The organism is Nonomuraea sp. NPDC001831 (assembly GCF_042892035.1).
Lineage (GTDB): Bacteria > Actinomycetota > Actinomycetes > Streptosporangiales > Streptosporangiaceae > Nonomuraea.
Genome location: NZ_JBIATU010000012.1, coordinates 191484 through 210246, shown reverse-complemented (window position 1 = coordinate 210246; position 18763 = coordinate 191484). Strand labels below are relative to the sequence as shown.

Annotated in this window: 13 protein-coding genes; 10 read left to right on the top strand and 3 right to left on the bottom strand. The window is 70.5% G+C overall.

What is annotated here, in order from left to right:
• The first annotated feature begins 144 nt into the window (after positions 1-144).
• Positions 145-2256, top strand: coding sequence for a chaplin family protein (locus ACFYYW_RS33370; protein ID WP_387654680.1), 2112 nt, complete (start codon positions 145-147; stop codon positions 2254-2256).
• Between the two features lie 122 nt (positions 2257-2378).
• On the opposite strand, the gene ACFYYW_RS33365 is transcribed toward ACFYYW_RS33370, so the two are convergent.
• Entirely contained in the window at positions 2379-2546 is a 168-nt protein-coding gene (locus ACFYYW_RS33365; protein WP_379478577.1) for a DUF5703 family protein, read from the bottom strand.
• A gap of 207 nt (positions 2547-2753) precedes the next feature.
• Between ACFYYW_RS33365 and topA the strand changes: the two genes are divergently transcribed.
• The 7 genes from topA (at position 2754) to ACFYYW_RS33330 (ending at position 13513) form a co-directional block, all read left to right on the top strand.
• On the top strand, positions 2754-5438 hold the full coding sequence (gene topA, locus ACFYYW_RS33360; RefSeq protein WP_387654677.1) for a type I DNA topoisomerase: 2685 nt from the start codon (positions 2754-2756) through the stop codon (positions 5436-5438).
• Positions 5439-5451: 13 nt separating this feature from the next.
• A complete protein-coding gene (locus ACFYYW_RS33355) occupies positions 5452-6705 on the top strand; it encodes a metallophosphoesterase (protein WP_387654675.1) in 1254 nt (417 codons plus the stop codon).
• A gap of 72 nt (positions 6706-6777) precedes the next feature.
• Positions 6778-7350 carry a helix-turn-helix transcriptional regulator gene (locus ACFYYW_RS33350; RefSeq protein WP_387654672.1) on the top strand — a complete coding sequence of 191 codons (573 nt, stop codon included), beginning with the start codon at positions 6778-6780 and terminating at the stop codon, positions 7348-7350.
• A gap of 142 nt (positions 7351-7492) precedes the next feature.
• Positions 7493-9529 (top strand): dTMP kinase, encoded by a 2037-nt coding sequence (gene tmk, locus ACFYYW_RS33345; protein ID WP_387654669.1) that lies wholly within the window; start codon positions 7493-7495, stop codon positions 9527-9529.
• A 9-nt stretch (positions 9530-9538) separates the two neighbouring features.
• Positions 9539-10717 carry a DNA polymerase III subunit delta' gene (locus ACFYYW_RS33340; protein WP_352318533.1) on the top strand — a complete coding sequence of 393 codons (1179 nt, stop codon included), beginning with the start codon at positions 9539-9541 and terminating at the stop codon, positions 10715-10717.
• Positions 10718-10975: 258 nt separating this feature from the next.
• A complete protein-coding gene (locus tag ACFYYW_RS33335; RefSeq protein WP_387654872.1) occupies positions 10976-11839 on the top strand; it encodes a stage 0 sporulation family protein in 864 nt (287 codons plus the stop codon).
• Positions 11840-12337: 498 nt separating this feature from the next.
• Positions 12338-13513 (top strand): AI-2E family transporter, encoded by a 1176-nt coding sequence (locus tag ACFYYW_RS33330; RefSeq protein ID WP_387654666.1) that lies wholly within the window; start codon positions 12338-12340, stop codon positions 13511-13513.
• A 170-nt stretch (positions 13514-13683) separates the two neighbouring features.
• Here the strand turns inward: ACFYYW_RS33330 and ACFYYW_RS33325 are convergent, their stop codons facing one another.
• Positions 13684-13977: a hypothetical protein gene (locus ACFYYW_RS33325; protein WP_387654663.1), complete on the bottom strand. Its 294-nt coding sequence runs from the start codon at positions 13975-13977 to the stop codon at positions 13684-13686.
• Between the two features lie 683 nt (positions 13978-14660).
• Between ACFYYW_RS33325 and ACFYYW_RS33320 the strand changes: the two genes are divergently transcribed.
• Together ACFYYW_RS33320 and ACFYYW_RS33315 are read left to right on the top strand one after the other, a co-directional pair.
• The gene (locus ACFYYW_RS33320; protein ID WP_387654660.1) at positions 14661-15179 is read left to right on the top strand and encodes a hypothetical protein; all 519 of its coding nucleotides are present in this window, start codon (positions 14661-14663) and stop codon (positions 15177-15179) included.
• Between the two features lie 336 nt (positions 15180-15515).
• A complete protein-coding gene (locus ACFYYW_RS33315) occupies positions 15516-16901 on the top strand; it encodes an MFS transporter (protein ID WP_387654657.1) in 1386 nt (461 codons plus the stop codon).
• Positions 16902-16915: 14 nt separating this feature from the next.
• On the opposite strand, the gene ACFYYW_RS33310 is transcribed toward ACFYYW_RS33315, so the two are convergent.
• Positions 16916-18748 carry a glycoside hydrolase family 15 protein gene (locus tag ACFYYW_RS33310; RefSeq protein WP_387654654.1) on the bottom strand — a complete coding sequence of 611 codons (1833 nt, stop codon included), beginning with the start codon at positions 18746-18748 and terminating at the stop codon, positions 16916-16918.
• Positions 18749-18763: the final 15 nt, after the last annotated feature.

Here is an 18763-nt window from a genome sequence, read left to right as displayed (position 1 = left end):
CGAGGTCACCGTTGTGTGCGACCTCGCACGGCCTCGGCTGCCCGCGAACCGTTTCAGGTATCCCCCCAAGAACCACTAGGAGCATTCACCATGCGTACGTGGGCTAGAGCATCTACTCCTGCGGCCCTTCTGGCGGTCGCGGTCATGTCGTTCGGCAGTGGCGCGGCCTTCGCCGACACCTCGGGCAACTCCTCCGTCGGCGGCGGCAACCAGGTCAACCTGCCGATCAACCTGCCCATCGACATCAGCGGCAACGCCGTCGGCGCGGCCGGCCAGTCGTCCGCCGGGTCCCAGGGCGGCGCCTCGGTCGAGAACGCCGGCCCGAGCGACATCCCCAACCGCACCTCAGGAAACTCCAGCGTGCTGGGCGGCAACCAGGTCAACGCGCCGATCACCGCGCCGCTGAACGCCTGCGGCAACGCGGTCTCCCTGTTCGGCAAGTCGGACGCGGGCTGCCGGGGCGGCGCGACCGTCCACAACAGGGGCAAGGGCGGCGCCGGGGGCAACCAGACCTCGGGCGACTCCAGCCTCATCGGCGGGAACCAGCTCACGGCGCCGATCACGGCTCCGATCAACGCCTGCGGCAACGCGCTGGCCATCTTCGGCGACGCCACCGCGGGCTGCAAGGGCGGCGCCTCCGTGCACAACAGCGGCGTCGGCAACGCGGGCGGCAACCGGACGTCCGGGCGGTCGTCGGCGCTGGGCGGCAACCAGGTGATCGCGCCGGTCAACGGCCCGATCAACATCTGCGGGAACGCGGTGGCGGTGTTCGGGCGGGCGTTCGCGGGCTGCCAGGGCGGCGCCAGCGTCACCAACTCGGGCGGCGGCGGCTGGCTGCACCACATGGCCGCGCCGGGCTCCACGGGCAACGACACCGACGGGCGTTACGGCGCCGGCAGCGGCAACCAGGTGATCGCCCCCGTCAACCTGCCCATCACGGCCTGCGGCAACGCCGTCGGCAACGCGGTGGCCAACTGCCGGGGCGGCGCGACGGTGCTGAACACCCGCGCCGGTTCCGGGGCGGGCGGCAACACCACCTCCGGGCGTTCGGGCGTGCTGAGCGGCAACCAGGTGATCGCGCCGATCACCGCTCCGCTCAACGTGTGCGGCAACGCGGTGGCCGCGTTCGGCAAGGCGTTCGCCGGGTGCCGGGGCGTCGTGTCGGTCAAGAACGGCGGCCGGGGCGCCGGCGGCAACCACACCTCCGGGCAGTCGGGCGTCGGGGCGGGCAACCAGGTCGTGGCTCCGATCACCGCGCCGCTCAACGTCTGCGGCAACGCCGCCGCGGTGCTCGGCGCCTCCAACGCCCACTGCAAGGGCGGCGCGGCCGTCTGGCCGCACAACGGTGTGGGCGGCGGCGGCAACTCGACCTCCGGGCGTTCGGGCGTGCTGAGCGGCAACCAGGTGATCGCGCCGATCACGGCTCCGGTCAACGTGTGCGGCAACGCCGTGGCCGTGCTGGGCGACGCCGCGGCGGGCTGCCTGGGCGGCGCGCACGTCGGCAAGCCGGGCAACCCGGGCGGCTACGGCCAGTTCCTGCGGTCCACCGGCCACCAGGCCGCGGCCAAGAGCGGGCTGCTGCCCGCGGTGCCCGCCGTCCCGGCGCTCAACGGTGTCAACGGCACCGGCGGCGTGCCCGGGCTGCCGGACGTCGGCGGCCTGTCGAAGGCGGGCGGCCTGCCGGTTCCCGGCAACGTGACGCAGCAGCTCCAGAGCTCAGGCCTGCCGCTCCCCGGCAATGTGACGCAGCAGCTGGGGGGTTCGGGCCTGCCGGTCGGCGGCGGTCTGTCCTCGCTGCCGCTCGTGGACGACGCGTCCAAGACCCTGGGGCTGCCCGCCCTGCCCGAGCTGCCCGGCCTGCCCGGCCAGGCGCAGGCTCCGGTGCAGGGTCCGGCGCAGGCCAGGCCCGGCGAGGTCGACATGCCGGCCAAGTCGTGGGAGAAGCGGGTGCCCGTCCGGCCCGGCAAGCGTCACATGGCCGACAGGACCGACCACGTGCGCAGGGCGCCGGCCCGGCCCTCGTCGCCGCTCTCCCCGGCCACCGACCTGCTCTCCTCCACCCCGGTCGGCGGCGCCGTCACCTCCGCCACCGGCGGCCTGCCGGTCGGCAACCTGGGCCTGATGAGCGCCGCCCAGCCCGCCGGTCTCACCGGGATGAACTCCAGCTCGCTGCTCGCGCTGCTGCTCGGCTCGATGTTCGCCGCATCGGCCACGCTGTTCGCGACCGCCCGCCGGTTCCGGTTCGGCCGTAAGTAGATATACGGCATAGGTCGGTAACCACAGATACCGCTACCGCTCCACCGCCTGGGAGCGGTAGGCGATAGATGCTTTGCCCGTTCCGGGGGCGCGGCCCGGAGCGGGCAAAGCCATGTCCAGGCTCAGAGCGTGCTGCGGACACGGATGACCTTGCGTCGCAGCCGTACGTGCCGGCTCCCGTCGGGGTGCACCCGCACCCGGGCGAGCTCCCACTGGCCGTACTCTGCGTGTTCGGTCAGCAGTTGACGTGCGGCTTCGCGAGTGAGGTCGCGCGGGATGAAGATATCCATGTAGGAGTAGTCGAGCACAACGATTAGTCTCCAGGGTGAGTCAGGGCGCCATGCCGCTCGATGGGGCTTATTCTGCGTGCTTGTGGGTGGACCCGGAAGCTAGTGGGTAGCCCGGGGGAAGGAAATTTCCGCGAGTCGGGTTACCTTTCAGATCTATGCCGACTCCCGGCAGGGGGATTGCAAGCGAACAGTGAGGTAGGAAGCAGCGTGCCAGCCAAGAACGGCAGCTCCGGCGGAACACGCCTGGTGATCGTCGAGTCGCCCGCCAAGGCGAAGACGATCGAGAAATACCTCGGCGCCGGCTACACGGTCGAGTCCAGCATCGGCCACATCCGTGACCTGCCGGAGCGGGCCGACGACATCCCCGAGGCCTTCAAGAAGGAGTCGTGGGCACGCCTTGGCGTGAACGTCGAGCACGAGTTCGAGCCGCTGTACGTCGTCAACCCCGACAAGAAGGCGCAGGTCAGCAAGCTGCGTCAGCTGTTGAAGGGTGCTGACGAACTCTACCTGGCCACTGACGAGGACCGGGAGGGCGAGGCGATCGCCTGGCACCTGCGCGAGGTGCTCAAGCCGACCGTGCCCGTCCACCGCATGGTGTTCCACGAGATCACGCCGCAGGCCATCCGCGACGCCGTCGCGAACCCGCGCGATCTCAACCTCCGCCTGGTCGACGCCCAGGAGACCCGCCGCATCCTCGACCGGCTCTACGGTTACGAGGTCAGCCCGGTCCTGTGGAAGAAGGTCAAGCCGCGGCTGTCGGCGGGCCGGGTGCAGTCGGTGGCGACGCGGCTGGTGGTCGAGCGCGAGCGGGAGCGCATGGCGTTCACCTCCGCCCACTACTGGGACCTGCAGGCGCTGTTCGACTCGGGCAAGCCCGAGGAGCGGCCGCGTGACTTCACCGCGACGCTGACCTCGGTCGACGGCAAGAGGGTGGCCCAGGGGCGCGACTTCGCCAGCACCGGGCAGCTCAAGACGGCCGACGTGCTGCACCTGTCCGAGGCCGCCGCCGGTGAGCTGGCCGGTCGGCTCCAGGGCACGTCGTTCGCGGTCAGGTCCGTCGAGCGCAAGCCGTACACGCGCAAGCCGTACGCGCCGTTCCGGACGACCACATTGCAGCAGGAGGCCAGCCGGAAGCTGGGCTTCTCCGCCAAGTACACGATGCAGGTCGCCCAGCGGCTGTACGAGCAGGGCTTCATCACCTACATGCGTACCGACAGCATCACGCTGTCGGAGACCGCGATCGCCGCCGCCCGCTCGCAGGCCATCAAGCTCTACGGCGCCGCGTACGTGCCCGACAAGCCGCGCGTCTACACCAGCAAGGTCAAGAGCGCGCAGGAGGCCCACGAGGCGATCCGGCCCTCCGGCGAGGAGTTCCGCACGCCGGGCGAGACCGGGCTGTCCGGCGACATGTTCCGCCTGTACGAGCTGATCTGGCAGCGCACCGTCTCCTCGCAGATGAAGGACGCGGTCGGCGAGTCGATCAGCGTCAAGGTCGGCGGCCGTTCGGCTTCCGGCGAAGACGTCGAGTTCAGCGCCTCGGGACGGACGATCACCTTCTACGGGTTCCTCAAGGCGTACGTGGAGGGGGCCGACGACCCCTCGACCGACCGCGACGACTCCGAGAAGCGGCTGCCCAACCTGGCCGAGGGCGACGCGCTGACCGTGTCGCGGCTCGACGTGGCCGCCCACTCCACCAAGCCGCCCGCCCGCTACACCGAGGCCTCGCTGGTCAAGGAGCTGGAGGACCGCGAGATCGGGCGGCCCTCGACGTACGCGTCGATCATCGGCACGATCCTCGACCGCGGCTACGTGTTCAAGAAGGGCACCGCGCTGGTGCCGTCATTCCTGGCCTTCGCCGTGGTCAACCTGCTTGAGCAGCATTTCGGCAACCTGGTCGACTACGACTTCACGGCCGAGATGGAGAAGGTGCTCGACGACATCGCCAACGACCGCGCCGAGCGGGTGCCCGAGCTGCAGCGTTTCTACTACGGCGCGGGCGACGGCGACGAGGGCCTGAAGGAGATGGTCACCGACCTCGGTGACATCGACGCCAAGGAGATCAGCTCGTTCCCGATCAGGGGGACGGACATCGTCCTGCGGGTCGGGCGTTACGGGCCGTACCTGGACAGAGACGGCGCGCGGGTCAACGTGCCCGAGGACACCACGCCCGACGAACTGACGGCGGAGAAGGCCGAGGAGCTGTTCTCGCGCCCGACCGGCGACCGCGAGCTGGGCAAGGACCCCGTGACCGGGCACACGATCGTGGCCAAGGACGGCCGTTACGGCCCGTACGTGACGGAGATCCTGCCCGAGCCGGCCGAGGACGAGACGCCGAAGAAGCGGACGAAGAAGGCAGACGCCCCCAAGCCGCGCACCAGCTCCCTGTTCAAGACGATGTCGCTGGACACGATCACCCTCGACGACGCGCTCAAGCTGCTGGCCATCCCCCGGGTGGTGGGCGAGCTCGACGGCGAGGAGGTCGTGGCGCACAACGGGAAGTTCGGGCCGTACATCAAGAAGGGCACCGACTCCCGCTCGCTCACCTCGGAAGAGGACCTGCTGACGGTCACGATCGAGCAGGCCAAGGAGCTGTTCGCGCAGCCCAAGCAGCGCGGCCGGCGGGCCGCGGCGGCGGCGCCGCTGCGGGAGCTGGGCGACGATCCGGTGTCGAAGAAGCCGGTCGTGGTCAAGGAGGGGCGTTTCGGCCCCTACGTGACCGACGGCGAGACGAACGCGTCGCTGCGCAAGGGCGACACTGTCGAGGACATCACCATCGAACGGGCCGCCGAGCTGCTGGCCGAGCGCCGCGAGCGGGCGCCCGCGCCGAAGAAGACCACGCGGAAGGCCCCGGCGAAGAAGACGACCGCGAAGAAGCCGGCGGCCAAGTCGTAAGTAGCATCGACGTGTGATCGTGCTGGTCTTCGTCGCTCTCGTCGTGGTGGCGCACCTTTATCTGTGGCATCGGATGGTGCGCTCCGCGACCCGCCCCGGGCGCGTCCGCAAGGCGCTGACCTGGGGCCTGGTCGGGCTCGTCCTGCTCGTGGTCGCCGCGTTCGCGGGCACGCGGATGGAGCTGGGCAACTGGCTGGCCTGGCCGGGGTACCTGTGGGTGGCGCTGATGTTCTACCTCGTGGTGTTCCTGCTCGTGCTGGAGGCGCCGCGGGCCGTCGCGTCGATGATCATCCGCAGGGGCGAGCGCGGGGCGGTGGCGGTCGAGGAGCCGGTTCCGGTCGCGGCGGTGGCGTCCGCGGGCCCGCCGTCCGAGCCCACCACTGAGCCCGCCACTGAGCCCACCGCTGAGCCCGCTCCTGCGACCGTGCCGCCCATGAGCAGGCGGCTCTTCCTGGGGCGCACCACCGCGGTGGTGGCCGGGGTCGGCGCGCTCGGCACGGTCGGTTACGGCATGACCAGCGCCCTCGGCGACCCGGTGCTGGAGCCGGTGCGGGTCCGGCTGCCCAAGCTCGACCCGAGGCTGAACGGCCTGCGCTTCGCCGTGGTGAGCGACATCCACCTGGGCCCGCTCACGGGCGTCGGCCACACCGAGCGCATCGTCAGGATGATCAACGTTCTGCGTCCCGACGTGGTGGCCATCGTCGGCGACCTGGTGGACGGGTCCGTGGCCCAGTTGGGCGCCCTCGCCAAGCCACTCAAAAGCCTTGAGTCCCGCTACGGGGCATATTTCGTGACCGGTAACCACGAGTACTACACCCAGAACGGCCCCCAGGAATGGATCGAGGAGCTCGACCAGCTCGGCGTTCGCTCGTTGCGTAACGAGCGCGTGGAGATCAGCCACCAGGGCGCCGTACTCGACCTGGCCGGGGTGAACGACCTCAACGGCGAGGCCGTCGGCGACGGGCCCGACTTCGCCAAGGCGCTCGGCGGCCGGACGCCGGGGCGGTCCACCGTGCTGCTCGCGCACCAGCCCGTGCAGGTGGACCAGGCGGCCGGCTTCGGCGTCGACCTGCAGCTGTCGGGGCACACGCACGGCGGGCAGATCGCGCCGTTCAACCTGGTGGTGGGCCTGCAGCAGCCCGTGGTGTCGGGTCTGGCCACGGTCGACGGCGTGCAGGTGTACGTGACCAGGGGCGCCGGGTTCTGGGGGCCGCCGGTACGGGTCGGCGCGCCGCCGGAGATCACTATGCTTGAGCTGCGTTCCTGACTTTGCGCGACGCGGTCGCCACGTGGTGTCATCTTGGCGTAGTATCCGACCGGATACTCGCAGGAGGTGAACATGGTGTCCTCCCCAGCCGAAGGGGCGTTGCGTCAGGCGGCTACGCTCGCGCCCGACGTCGCCTTCTGGGCCAGGCGCGGCGGGCTGCTGTTCAGGCAGGCGCGCCACGCGGCCAGCATGAACCAGAGGGCGCTGGCCAGCAGGAGCGGCACCTCGCGCACCACCCTGTCGGCCTACGAGCACGGCCGGAAGTCGCCGACCCTGGAGACCGCCGGGCGCATCCTCGACGCGGCCGGGTTCCGGCTCACCCTTGAGCCCAAGGTCGAGTTCGCCGTGAAGTCGGCGGGCGGGCGCAGCTTCCACGTCCCGAGCCGGCTGCGGCGGCTGCCGGTGGCCGCGGCCCTCGGCGTCCTGCGGTTCGGCGGCCGGGTCTACGACCTGGCCGACCGCGACCAGCGCCGGGCGGCCTACTCGGCGCTGCTGAGCGAGGGCGGCCCCGCCGACCTGCTCGACCACGTCGACGGCGCGCTGCTCGTCGAGCTCTGGGGCGAGCTGGCCCTGCCGGCCGCCGTCCGCGCCGCCTGGGCGCCTCTGGTGGCGGAGATCAGGCAAGAGGCCGGAGTAATGAATTGACGACGTTTTCGACGGCCTATTCCATGCGGGTAACCTGCACGCCCACCCGCGAACGTAATACCCTCAGCCACGGACAAGCGGGTAATTTCCGCGTTGTCTCCTGCCTTCCCATGTCCGGCCGACACCTGGATACGCTGAAATCATGACTGCCCCTAGGCGCGCTGCACATGTGCTGGCCCATGCGCCGTTCCGCCGGCTCTGGACGGCCATGTCGGTGTGCAGTCTGGGCGACTGGCTCAACATCCTGGCCCTGACCGCCCTCGCCGGAAACCTCAACCAGGGCGACTACCGCATGCAGTCGCTGGCCGTGGGCGGCGTGTTCATCGCCAAGATGTTGCCCGCGGTGCTGCTCGGGCCGCTGGCCGGGGTGTTCGCCGACCGGTTCGACCGGCGGCTGACCATGTTCACCGCGGACCTGGCCAGGTTCGCGGTCGTGTTGTCGATCCCGGTCATCGGCACCTACCAGTGGGTGATCGTCGCGACCGTCCTGGTCGAGTGCGTCAACCTGTTCTGGGTCCCGGCCAAGGACGCCACGGTGCCCAACCTGGTGCCCAAGGACCAGCTCGAATCAGCCAACCGGCTCAACCTGCTGGTCACCTACGGCAGCGCGCCGATCGCGGCCCTGCTGTTCGCCGCGCTGTCCCTGGCCGGCGACATGGGGCGCAGCGTCCTGCCCCTGCTGAGCGGCATGGACCCCACCGCTCCGGCGCTCATCGTCAACTCCCTGGCCTACCTGGTGTCGGCCTTCCTGATCTTCACGTTGCGCGGCATCCCCAAGCGCGACGGCGCGATCTCGACGCCCTCGGTGCTCAAGCAGGTCGTCGAGGGCTGGCGCTTCGTGGGCGGCAACCGGCTCGTGCGCGGCCTGATCATCGGCATGCTCGGCGCGTTCGCCGCGGGTGGGGCCGTGGTCGGCGTGGCGAAGATCTACGTGGTGGCCCTCGGCGGCGGCGACGCGGCCTACGGCGTCGTGTTCGGCGCGGTCTTCGTCGGCATGGCGCTGGGCATGTTCGTCGGCCTCAGGCTGCTGCGCGGGCTGTCGCGGCGGCGGCTGTTCGGCCTGGCCATCACCGTGGCCGGGGTGGTGCTCGTGGCCATCGCGCTGATCCACAACCTGCCGATCGTGGTCATGCTGACCGTGCTGCTCGGGGCGTGCGCGGGCATCGCGTGGATCATCGGCTACACCCTGATCGGGCTGGAGGTCGAAGACGCGCTGCGCGGGCGCACGTTCTCGTTCCTGCAGTCCACGGCGCGGGTCACCCTGCTGCTCGTGGTGGCGGTGGCCAACCCGCTGGCGGCGCTCTTCGGCGCCCACGAGATCGGCCTCGGCGCCATCGCCTACCGCTTCGACGGCACCAACCTGGTGCTGGTCATCGGCGGCGGGCTCGCGATGGCCGTCGGGATCCTGGCCCTGCGCCACATGGACGACAGACAGGGCGTCTCGCTGTCGGCCGACCTTCTCGCGGCGGTGCGCGGCGAGCGTTACCCCGCCGAGCCGGCCGAGCACGTGCCGGGGCTGTTCCTGGCGTTCGAGGGCGGCGAGGGCTCGGGCAAGACCACCCAGTCGCGGCTGATCGCCATCTGGCTGCGCGACCAGGGCTACGACGTGGTCCAGACCCGGGAGCCCGGCTCCACCAAGATCGGCATGCGGTTGCGGGCGATCCTGCTCGACGCGGCCGAGCGAGGTCTGTCGGCCCGTTCGGAGGCCCTGCTCTACGCGGCCGACCGGGCCGAGCACGTCGAGAAGGTGATCCGGCCGGCGCTCTACCGGGGCTCGCTGGTGATCAGCGACCGCTACGTCGACTCGTCCCTGGCCTACCAGGGCGCCGGCCGGGCGCTCGATCCCGAGGACGTCTCCAGGATCAACGCCTGGGCGACGGGCGGCCTCGTACCGCATCTGACCGTGCTCATCGACACGCCGCCCGAGGTGGGGCTGACCCGGCTGGGCGGGGCGGCCGACCGCATCGAGTCCGAGCCGCTGGAGTTCCACCAGCGGGTGCGCAAGGAGTTTCGCGCGCTGGCCGCCGCCGATCCCGGCCGCTACCTCGTGGTCGACGGCACGATGCCGCCCGAGGTGCTGACCCGCCAGATCCAGGACCGCATCCGCGAGATCCTGCCCGACCCGGTGCCCCGCGAATCCGAAGACGCCACGGGCACGATGCCCGCCATCCGCGACTAGCCTTACGCCGTGACAGTTTTCGATGACCTCGTCGGGCAGGCCCAGGCGATCTCCGTGCTGTCGCGGGCCGCTGCGGCGGCCGGCGAGGCCGTCAAGGGCGGTCGCGGCGCCGGCATGACGCACGCCTGGCTGTTCACCGGCCCGCCCGGCTCGGGCCGGGAGGAGGCCGCGCGCGCCTTCGCCGCCGCGCTGCTGTGCCCCGACGCCGGTTGCGGCCACTGCGACCAGTGCCACCAGGTGCTCATCGGCTCCCACCCCGACCTGGAGTCCGTACGTCCTGAGGGCCTGTCCTACAGCGTCAAGCAGACGCGCGAGCTCATCCTGCGGGCCGCGGGCGCCCCCACCCAGGGCCGCTGGCGGGTCATCCTGTTCGAAGACGCCGACCGCGCCACGGAGTCGGCGGCCAACGCCCTGCTCAAGGCCATCGAGGAGCCCCCGCCGCGCACGGTCTGGTTGCTGTGCGCGCCCGCTCCCGACGACCTCATGATCACCATCAGGTCGCGCTGCCGCCAGGTCACACTGACCACGCCGTCCACCGAGGCCGTCGCGCACGTGCTGGCCACGCGCGACAGCGTGCCGTGGGAGACCGCCGCGTTCGCCGCCCGGGCCGCGCAGGGGCACATCAGCAGGGCGCGGTCGCTGGCCCTCGACGAGGGCGCCCGTCACCGGCGGGAGGCCGTGCTCGGCATCCCGCGCTCGCTGACCGGGGTGGGCGAGTGCGTGTCCGCCGCCGAACGCCTGGTCAAGACGGCCGAGGAAGAAGCCGCGGCGGCTACGGCGGCGCTCAACGAGAACGAGACGGCCGAGCTGCGCAAGATCTACGGCGAGGGCTCCACGGGCAAGGGGCTCAACCGGGGGCTGGTGCGCGGCGGCGCGGGCGCACTCAAGGAGCTGGAGGACCGGCAGAAGTCCCGGGCCACCCGCATCAAACGCGATTCGCTCGACGCCGCGCTGCTGGAGCTGGTGTCGTTCTACCGCGACGTGCTGGCCATGCAGTTCGGGGCGGGGGTGGAGCTGGCCAACGACGACATCCGGTTCGATCTCGACCAGCTCGCCAGGTCGTCCACGCCGGAGGAGACGCTGCGGCGGATCGACGCGATCATGCGGTGCCGGGAGCGGCTGGGGGCCAACGTCAATCCGCAGATCGCGGTGGAGGCGATGATGTTGTCGCTGCGCGGGGCGGCCTGAGCTGATCCCGGCCGCCGCCTGTGGGGGCTGCGCGGGCTGCTTCGGGCTTCGCCTGCGGTGGCTTGCCTTGGGGGCCGGCTGCGATGGCCTGCGGTTTCCGCCTTCTCGCTGCCGAAGGGCCAGGACTGCCGGACGGGCGGTTGATTCAAGATCGGGGCCGGTGCCCCTCACGCTCACCGGGCGGACACACGTAGTGTGGCAACGGTAGGCCGTAACAACCCCCGAGGCCGTCAGGGAGGCGAGCTCTAGCCCATGGGAATGATCATGGCCGTGAGCTTCACGCGCTACGGGAGGCTCTACTACCTCGATCCGGGCGGGCACACCTTCAAGGTCGGCGACAAGGTGCTGGTCCCGACCGACTCGGGCCCCGAGGTGGCGGAGTGTGTGTGGGCGCCGCAGTACACGAGCGAGGACATCGACGGTCTGCCCGTGTGCGAGGGGCCGGCGGGCGAGGAACACCTCTCGCGTGACGAGTCCAACAAACGCCGCAGGGCCGAGGCCCGCAGCGTGTCCAAGAAGCTGATCAAACGGCACACGCTGCCGATGAAGGTCGTCGGCATCGACTATCTCGACCAGGACAACGTCTACACCGTCTACTTCTCGGCCCCTCACCGGGTCGACTTCCGGGCCTTGGTCCGCGACCTGGCCCGTAACCTGCGGGCCAGGGTCGAGCTGCGGCAGATCGGCCCCAGGGACGAGGCGCGGCTGCAGGGCGGCATCGGTCCCTGCGGCCGTGACCTGTGCTGTGCCACGTTCCTGAAGGATTTCGAGCCCGTGTCCGTGCGCATGGCCAAAGATCAGGACCTGCCGGTCAACCCGTTGCGCATCGCGGGGGCGTGTGGGCGGCTCATGTGCTGCCTGAAGTACGAGCACCCGTTGTACGTCGAGAGCCGGTACAGAATGCCTCGCGCGGGGAGCCGGGTCAGCACGCCGCAGGGCGACGGGGTCGTCACCGGGCACAACGTCCCCGCCGACACGGTGACGGTGCGTTTGGACGACGGTGGCAGGCGCTGCGCGTGCCCTTCGGCGTCGGTGTGTTCTCCCCGCATCCAACACGACACGATGTACGGCAGCGGGGAGGAATCACCCGACCACAAGCCTTCCGGTGGCGAGGACGTCTAGACAACGCTCCGCGCCGGAAGCCCGTGGCCGGTCGGTAACCGGCTGACGGCCTCCCGGAAGGCGACGGGAGGCCGTGGGGGCTACGTTCGGGGCTGTGGCCAGCGCCCAACCAGCCACACCGGAATTCCAGGCCCACCTGAGGCGTCAGGCGCTGGGTTCCGGAGGTCGTCTGAAGTGGCGAAGCAAGGCGTTCGCCCCGCCCGCGCCCCCTGCCTCGCGTCCCTTCGGCCCGGTGCGGGGTGGTGCGTGAGGCGGTTCGGCGGGAGTGGGTGGGGGGGACAAGCCGGTCGGGCGGTAGATGCGGGGCTGGAGCGGCTGGTCGTCGTACGTTGGGTGCGTCACTTCCATGTAGGACGCGGATCGGGCCGCCGGCTCCATGGGGCGAACGTGCGGAGGGCTGGTGTCCGTGCGCCTGGGGTGAGGGCTGGACTCGTCGTCTTCTGCGGTCTCGTCGGTCGCCGTGGTCGTCGGAGGTGAGATCTAGATCTCTGGAGAGTCATGAACAAGCCGGTGCAGTCGAGCGACGGCGGGCCCGCCGTGCAGGTGATGCTCTCACCTGCCAACGTCTGGCGTGCCGGGCTCGCCATGGCGGCCGTCGTCGCGGTGGCGTTCTTCGTCCGGTTCGTGATCACGGACGCGGGTGCGCTGGTCGCCATGCTGGTGATGGCGTGGTTCCTCTCTCTGGCCATGGAGCCCGCCGTGCGGCGCATGTCGCGGCACATGCGCCGGGGAAGGGCGACGCTGCTGGTGATGACGCTGTTCATCCTGGCTTTCGTGATCTTCATGATCCTGTTCGGCAGCATGTTCGTGCAGCAGGTCGCGGTGCTGCTGAAGGCTCTGCCCGACGTCGTCGCGGCCGTCGTGGAGTGGGTCAACGCCCGGCTCGGCACCCGCTATGAGATCTCCGACATCCTCAAGTCCATCAAGCTCACCCCGCAGCAGGCGGCCGAGTACGCGCAGGGCGCGCTCGGCGGGGTGCTGGGTCTGCTGGGCACGGTGACCGGAACGCTGTTCAACCTGTTCACCCTGGCGCTGCTGACGTTCTATTTCTCGGCCGACGGTCCGAGGCTGCGCCGGTGGCTCGCCCAGTTGCTGCCCGGCCGGTTCCAGCAGGTCTTCCTCAGCGTCTGGGACGTCTCCACCATCAAGACCGGTGGATACGTCTCGTCCCGGCTCATCCTGGCCGCCATCAACGGCACGGCGTCGGCCCTGGTGTTCCTGCTGCTGGGCATGCCGTCCTGGCTGGCCCTCGGCGCCTGGACGGGGCTGGTCGCCCAGCTCGTGCCCACGATCGGCACCTACATCTCCATCGCTCTGCCGGTGGTGGTGGGACTGGTCTCGTCACGTCCCTGGGTCGGCCTGGCGGCGCTGGCGTGGGGCGTCCTGTACCAGCAGGTGGAGAACCTGACGCTGGAGCCGAAGATCAGCTCACGGGCGGTGGACATCCATCCCGGGGTGTCCTTCGCAGCCGTGATCGCGGGGGCGTCGCTGTTCGGCGCGATGGGCGCGCTGCTGGCCATCCCCATCGTGGCCATGCTGCTGTCGCTGATCGACACGTTCGCCACCCGTCAGGAACTGCGAGAGGCCATGGCCGCCGAACCCCCGCCGCCGAAGGGCGGAGGCGGGGGAGCGTCTTCGAAGGGGGACGGCCCCGGCTCGCCGCCGCCGAAGTGACGTGGACCTGCGCGGCCGGACGATCGTCCCGGCAGCGTGGCGGACGGGGGCGTCGGAGCAGGCATGGAAGTCGAAGCAGGCATGAAAGGGGTGCCGGGCGGAGGCCGATGCGGCCCTCCGGCACGGTGGCACGGTGGCACGTGTGCGGCGGTACGGACAGGGGCTGCCGGTCAGCCGCGGGGATAGCCGGGGATCTGGCGACGCTGGCTCGCGGTGCCGATCCAGTGGAAGAGGTCCAGCAGGACCGAGACGGCGATCCAGAACCAGTCCGCTCCTCTCAGCCCGACGCCGGGGACGTACAGGATCACGTACATCAAGGTGGTGAACGGCAGGAAGATCAGCCCGAGGAGAGGCCAGATCCACGTGTGGAAAGCGGCGCTGACCAGAGCGGGCCGCGCCACCCAGATGATGAAAACGGCAAGTCGCGGAAAGAGGCCCGCGAAGATCGCGAACAGACATCCCATGGCGGCCCACGTCCCTCCATCACGCCTGGCCGGAAGGTCGGCGAAGTGGATGGTCCCCGCAGCCGGGACTGCTCATCCTCGACGTTGTGCATGGAGAGTCCCTGATTTGATTTGCCCGCCGAGTGCTTTCTCGGCGCACTGAGGGCTGTTTTCGAAAAGATGCACAGATCTGCCGAGGGAAATCTTTGCCTTCTCGCGGTGGCCGCCCGATCGGGAACAGGGGATCAGAAGCATGGACGGCGGCTTGGCAGGACGATGCCGCCATATGTGCCGTGTGTGCCGTGATGCGGCCGTTGCGGGTCTCCATTGGGAGTCCCGGGTCGATGCGGGCCCGTCCGGCCGGAAAGCGGCACAACCGCGCGAGATGATGGAGGGGATCGGCGCCCGGTGAACAGAATGCCGCACACCGCCACGGATCCGCGGCGCGCACGGCTGCGCCTCGCCGACGGCGCGGCGGCCATGCGCCCAGCCGCGCCACGTGAGCGCAGCGCGCCCGCCCCGCCGCGTGGGGGCGCGGTGCACCCCGTCCTGTCGCGTGGGGGCGCGGTGCACCCCGTCTCGTCGCGTGAGGGTGCGATGCACCCGTCTCGTCGCGTGAGCGCGGCGCGTGCGCTTCGTCGTGAGTGTGAGGGTTGAGGGCCCTTTGTTCGAGGATGGTGCGGTCGCCACCAAGAGAGGTCGTCATGGGGAAGGTGCCCGATCCGGCCGACGGTCATCGGTCGCCGGCCGATGGCGCCCACAGGGACTACACCGGTGCGGTCTACGGATCACTGCTCGCCGCCTCCGTGGTGGCCGGCGCCGCGTCGCTCGGCAGGTTCCCGCGGCTGGAAATGATCATTCTGCTGCTGGGGACCAGCACGGTGTTCTGGGCCGCTCACGTGCACGCCCGCCTGTTCGGCGCCCGTGCGGTCTTCCAGAGCATGAGCGTGGCCGACATCCGCCGGGCCTGCGCCGAGGAGTGGCCGATCGTCACGGCGGCCGTTCCGCCGGCCGTCGCCGTGGCCGTCGGGCCGCTGCTGGGCCTCGAACCGCAGGGCACCGCCTGGCTGGCCCTCGGGGTCGCGGTGGCCGGGCAGGTCGGCTGGTCGGCTGCGGCGGCCGTGGGGATCGGCGCCTCCTCCCGGATGGTGCTGGTCACGAGCTTGATCAATCTGCTGCTCGGGCTGGTGATCGTGGTGCTGAAGGCCGCGTTCCACCATTGACGGGACGCCCGTCGGGACGGCCGCCGGAACGCCCGCTGCGGCCGCGCAGGCGGCCGGTCACCCACGGCGGCGGCGGAGGCGGCCGGTCATCCGCGGCGGCGGCGGAGGCGGTCGGTCATCCGCGGCGGCGGCGGAGGCGGCCGGTCATTCACGGCGGGGGCGGCTTGGCCGAAGGGGACGAACATCATGCCGGTTTCACATCGAGGTGGTCATGCGCAGGTGGATGATGTGCCGCGGCGATCCCGTCCTTGAGCGGGCCGGCGCCGGTCCGTACGGCGAAGGCGCCGACCCCGTGGCCACCGATGGAGCTCGACGAGCGCGACGGCGGGGCGGACCATGACCGGACCCGCAGCCCCGGGCAGCCCGGCCGCCTTCTCGAAGAGCCCGCTGGCCCCGCTGGCCCTCGCCCAGTTCATCTGCAGCTTCGCCGGCTCGAACATGAACGTGATGATCAACGACATCGGCCGGGACCTGAACACCACGGTGCGGGGCGTGCAGAGCACGATCACGCTCTTCCTGCTGATCATGGCCGTGCTGATGATCCCGTGCAGCAAGCTGACCGACCGCTGGGGCCGCAAGAAATGTTTCCTCGCGGGCCTCACCCTGTACGGGATCGGCGCGCTGACCAGCGCGTTCTCGCCCAGCCTCGGGGTGCTGATCCTCGGAAACTCGGTTCTCGAAGGGGTGGGGACCGCGCTGCTGATCCCGCCCGTCTACATCCTCGCGACGATGGCCTTCGACGATCTGCGGTCGCGGGCCCGCGCCTTCGGCCTGATCAGCGGGCTGGGGGGTGTCGGCGCGGCCGCGGGCCCGCTGATCGGCGGTTTCATCGCGACGGCGATCACCTGGCGTGCGGCGTTCGTCTTCCAGGCGGTGGTGGTCGCGGTGATCGTCTTCCTCAGCCGCCGGATCGCCGATCCGGTGCCGCCGGATCCGGCCCGGCCCTTCGACACCGCCGGCGCGGTCCTGTCGGCCGTCGGCATGTTCTGCGTGGTGTTCGGGATTCTCCAGGCCGGCAAGAACGCCGTGCTGATGACGGCGTTCCTCGTCGTCGGAGTGGGATTCCTGGTCTGGTTCTTCCTGCACATTCGGGCCCGGGAGCGTGCGGGGAAGGAGCCGTTGCTCACGACGCGTCTGTTCCGGAACCGTACGTCCGATCTCGGCCTCGTCACGCAGAACATGCAGTGGCTGGTCCTCATGGGGACGTCGTTCGTCGTCGCGGTCTTCCTGCAGAAGGTCCGCGGGTACAACGCCATCCAGACGGGGGTCGTCTTCACCGCGGCGACCGCCGGGATCCTGGTGAGCTCCCTGGCGGCGGAGCGGCTCGCCAGGAAGCACTCCCAGAAGAGCCTGATCTCGGCGGGTTTCGCCATGACCGTGGCCGGGATCGCCGTCCTGCTGGCCCTGGTCGAAGCGTCGTCGCGAGTCGTCGCCTTCGTGCCGGGGCTGCTGCTGATCGGGCTGGGCGTGGGCGTGATGCTCACGCCGTCGGTCAATGTCGTGCAGTCCAGCTTTCCCGAGGAACAGCAGGGCGAGATCTCCGGATTGTCGCGCAGCGTGTCCAATCTCGGCTCGTCGTTCGGGACGGCGATCGCCGGCACGATCCTCGTCTCCGGGCTGGCCGAGGGGACCCGGTCCTATGCCCTCGCCATGATCGCGCTGGCCGTCTTCGCCCTGGTGGGCCTGGGCGCGGCGATCCGGCTGCCCGCCGAACCCGGGTGACCCCGGCGCGGGGTCTACCGCCCGTACGGTTCGGCGCGGTCGAGTTGTTCGTCCAGGGCGACGGCCGCGGCGATGAGCGCCAGATGGGTGAACGCCTGCGGGAAGTTGCCGAGCTGCGCGCCTGACGGGCCGATCTCCTCGGCGAACAGGCCGACGTGGTTGGCGTAGGTGAGCATCTTGTCGAAGGCGTAACGGGCCTGCTGCAGCCGTCCGGCGCGGGCCAGGGCCTCGACGTAGAGGAAGGTGCACAGGTTGAACGTCCCCTCCGACCCGCGCAGACCGTCGGGGGACGCGGCGGGGTCGTAGCGGTAGACGAGGCTGTCGCTGACCAGCTCCTCGTCGATGGCGTCCAGGGTGCTCAGCCAGGCCGGGTCGCGGGGGGAGATGAAGCCGACCCGGGGCATGAGCAGCAGCGAGGCGTCCAGCACGTTCGTGCTGTAGTGCTGCACGAAGGCCTGCCGGTCAGGGCTCCAGCCGCGGTCCAGGATCTGGTTGAAGACGGCGTCCCGGACACTCATCCAGCGCACGAGGTCGGCCGGACGCGAGTGGGTGGTGGCCATCCGGATGCCGCGATCGAAGGCGACCCAGGTCATCAGCCGGCTGTAGGTGAACTCCTGACGTCCGCCGCGGGTCTCCCAGATGCCTTCGTCGGGACGGTCCCAGGTGTCGGCCAGCCAGTCGAGCACCTTGGCGAAGGAACGCCAGCCGCGGATGCCCCCGATCTCCTGGGACTGGGCCAGGGCGTCGGCGACTTCACCGTAGATGTCGAGCTGGAGCTGGTCGGAGGCGGCGTTTCCGGCCCGTACCGGCCGGGACTGCCGGTATCCCTCCAGATGGTCGAGCACCTCCTCGGTCAGATGGGGATCCCCGTCGATCCGGTACATGATCTGCAGCGGCTCACCGGAGGCGCGGCCCGCGACGAGCCGTTCACGCAGCCACGTACGGAACGCCTGGGCCTCCTCGACGAAGCCGAGGCCGATCAGGGCCCGGACGGACAGGGAGGCGTCGCGGACCCACGTGTAGCGGTAGTCCCAGTTGCGTTCGCCGCCGATCTGCTCCGGCAGCCCCATCGTGGCGGCGGCGATCGGGGCGCCCGTGGGCGCGTACGTGAGGAGCTTGAGGGTGATCGCCGAACGGTTCACCATGTCACGCCAGCGCCCCCGGTACCGGGACGCGCGCAGCCAGCCGTGCCAGAAGGCGCGGCAGGCCTCGAAGCTGTCGCGTATCCCTTCGGCGGTCACGGGCGGCACGGCCTGGTCGTCGCCGCTGCAACTGGTCAGGACGATCGCGGCGGTCTGGCCGGTCTGGAGGGTGAAGTCCGCGACGATGTCCTCACCGTCCGGGCGCAGGGCGACAGGGCCGACGGCCTGCACGTGGAGGCTCGTGCCGGGGCCCTGGAAGACCGCTGATCCGGCGTCGCCGAGGGCGAGGGTGTGCGGCGCCCGCCCGTAGTCGAAGCGGGGACGGCAGGTGAAGACGAAGGGCAGACTCCCGCGGACCACCCGGACGAACCGCACCAGACGGTGCCGGCCGGAAGGCGTGGTGGAGGTGTCCGGTTCCATGAAGTCGGCGACCTCGCCGACGCCGCCGGAAGCCATGAAGCGGGTGACGAGGACGGCGGTGTCCGGCAGGTAGAGCTGCCGGACGGCCGCCTCGTCGCTTCCCTCCATGTCGGCGGCCAGCCGGCAGTGGCCCCCGCGCCCGCTGTCGAGGATGGACGCGAAGAGGCTCGGGGAGTCGAACCGGGGCGTGCACCACCAGTCGATGGTGCCGTCGCTGGAGACGAGCGCGGCGGTCTGCAGGTCTCCGATCATGCCGTGGTCCGCGATCTGCGGGTAGCCGTTCATCGATGCCTCCGTTGT

What these genes read in the sequence shown, in the direction of transcription:
- ACFYYW_RS33370 (WP_387654680.1), top strand. Translation starts at nt 145, where the DNA reads ATGTCGTTCGGCAGTGGCGCGGCCTTCGCCGACACCTCGGGCAACTCC.
- ACFYYW_RS33365 (WP_379478577.1), bottom strand. Translation starts at nt 2,546, where the DNA reads ATGGATATCTTCATCCCGCGCGACCTCACTCGCGAAGCCGCACGTCAA.
- ACFYYW_RS33350 (WP_387654672.1), top strand. Translation starts at nt 6,778, where the DNA reads ATGGTGTCCTCCCCAGCCGAAGGGGCGTTGCGTCAGGCGGCTACGCTC.
- tmk (WP_387654669.1), top strand. Translation starts at nt 7,493, where the DNA reads ATGACTGCCCCTAGGCGCGCTGCACATGTGCTGGCCCATGCGCCGTTC.
- ACFYYW_RS33335 (WP_387654872.1), top strand. Translation starts at nt 10,976, where the DNA reads ATGATCATGGCCGTGAGCTTCACGCGCTACGGGAGGCTCTACTACCTC.
- ACFYYW_RS33330 (WP_387654666.1), top strand. Translation starts at nt 12,338, where the DNA reads ATGAACAAGCCGGTGCAGTCGAGCGACGGCGGGCCCGCCGTGCAGGTG.
- ACFYYW_RS33325 (WP_387654663.1), bottom strand. Translation starts at nt 13,977, where the DNA reads ATGGGATGTCTGTTCGCGATCTTCGCGGGCCTCTTTCCGCGACTTGCC.
- ACFYYW_RS33320 (WP_387654660.1), top strand. Translation starts at nt 14,661, where the DNA reads ATGGGGAAGGTGCCCGATCCGGCCGACGGTCATCGGTCGCCGGCCGAT.
- ACFYYW_RS33315 (WP_387654657.1), top strand. Translation starts at nt 15,516, where the DNA reads ATGACCGGACCCGCAGCCCCGGGCAGCCCGGCCGCCTTCTCGAAGAGC.
- ACFYYW_RS33310 (WP_387654654.1), bottom strand. Translation starts at nt 18,748, where the DNA reads ATGAACGGCTACCCGCAGATCGCGGACCACGGCATGATCGGAGACCTG.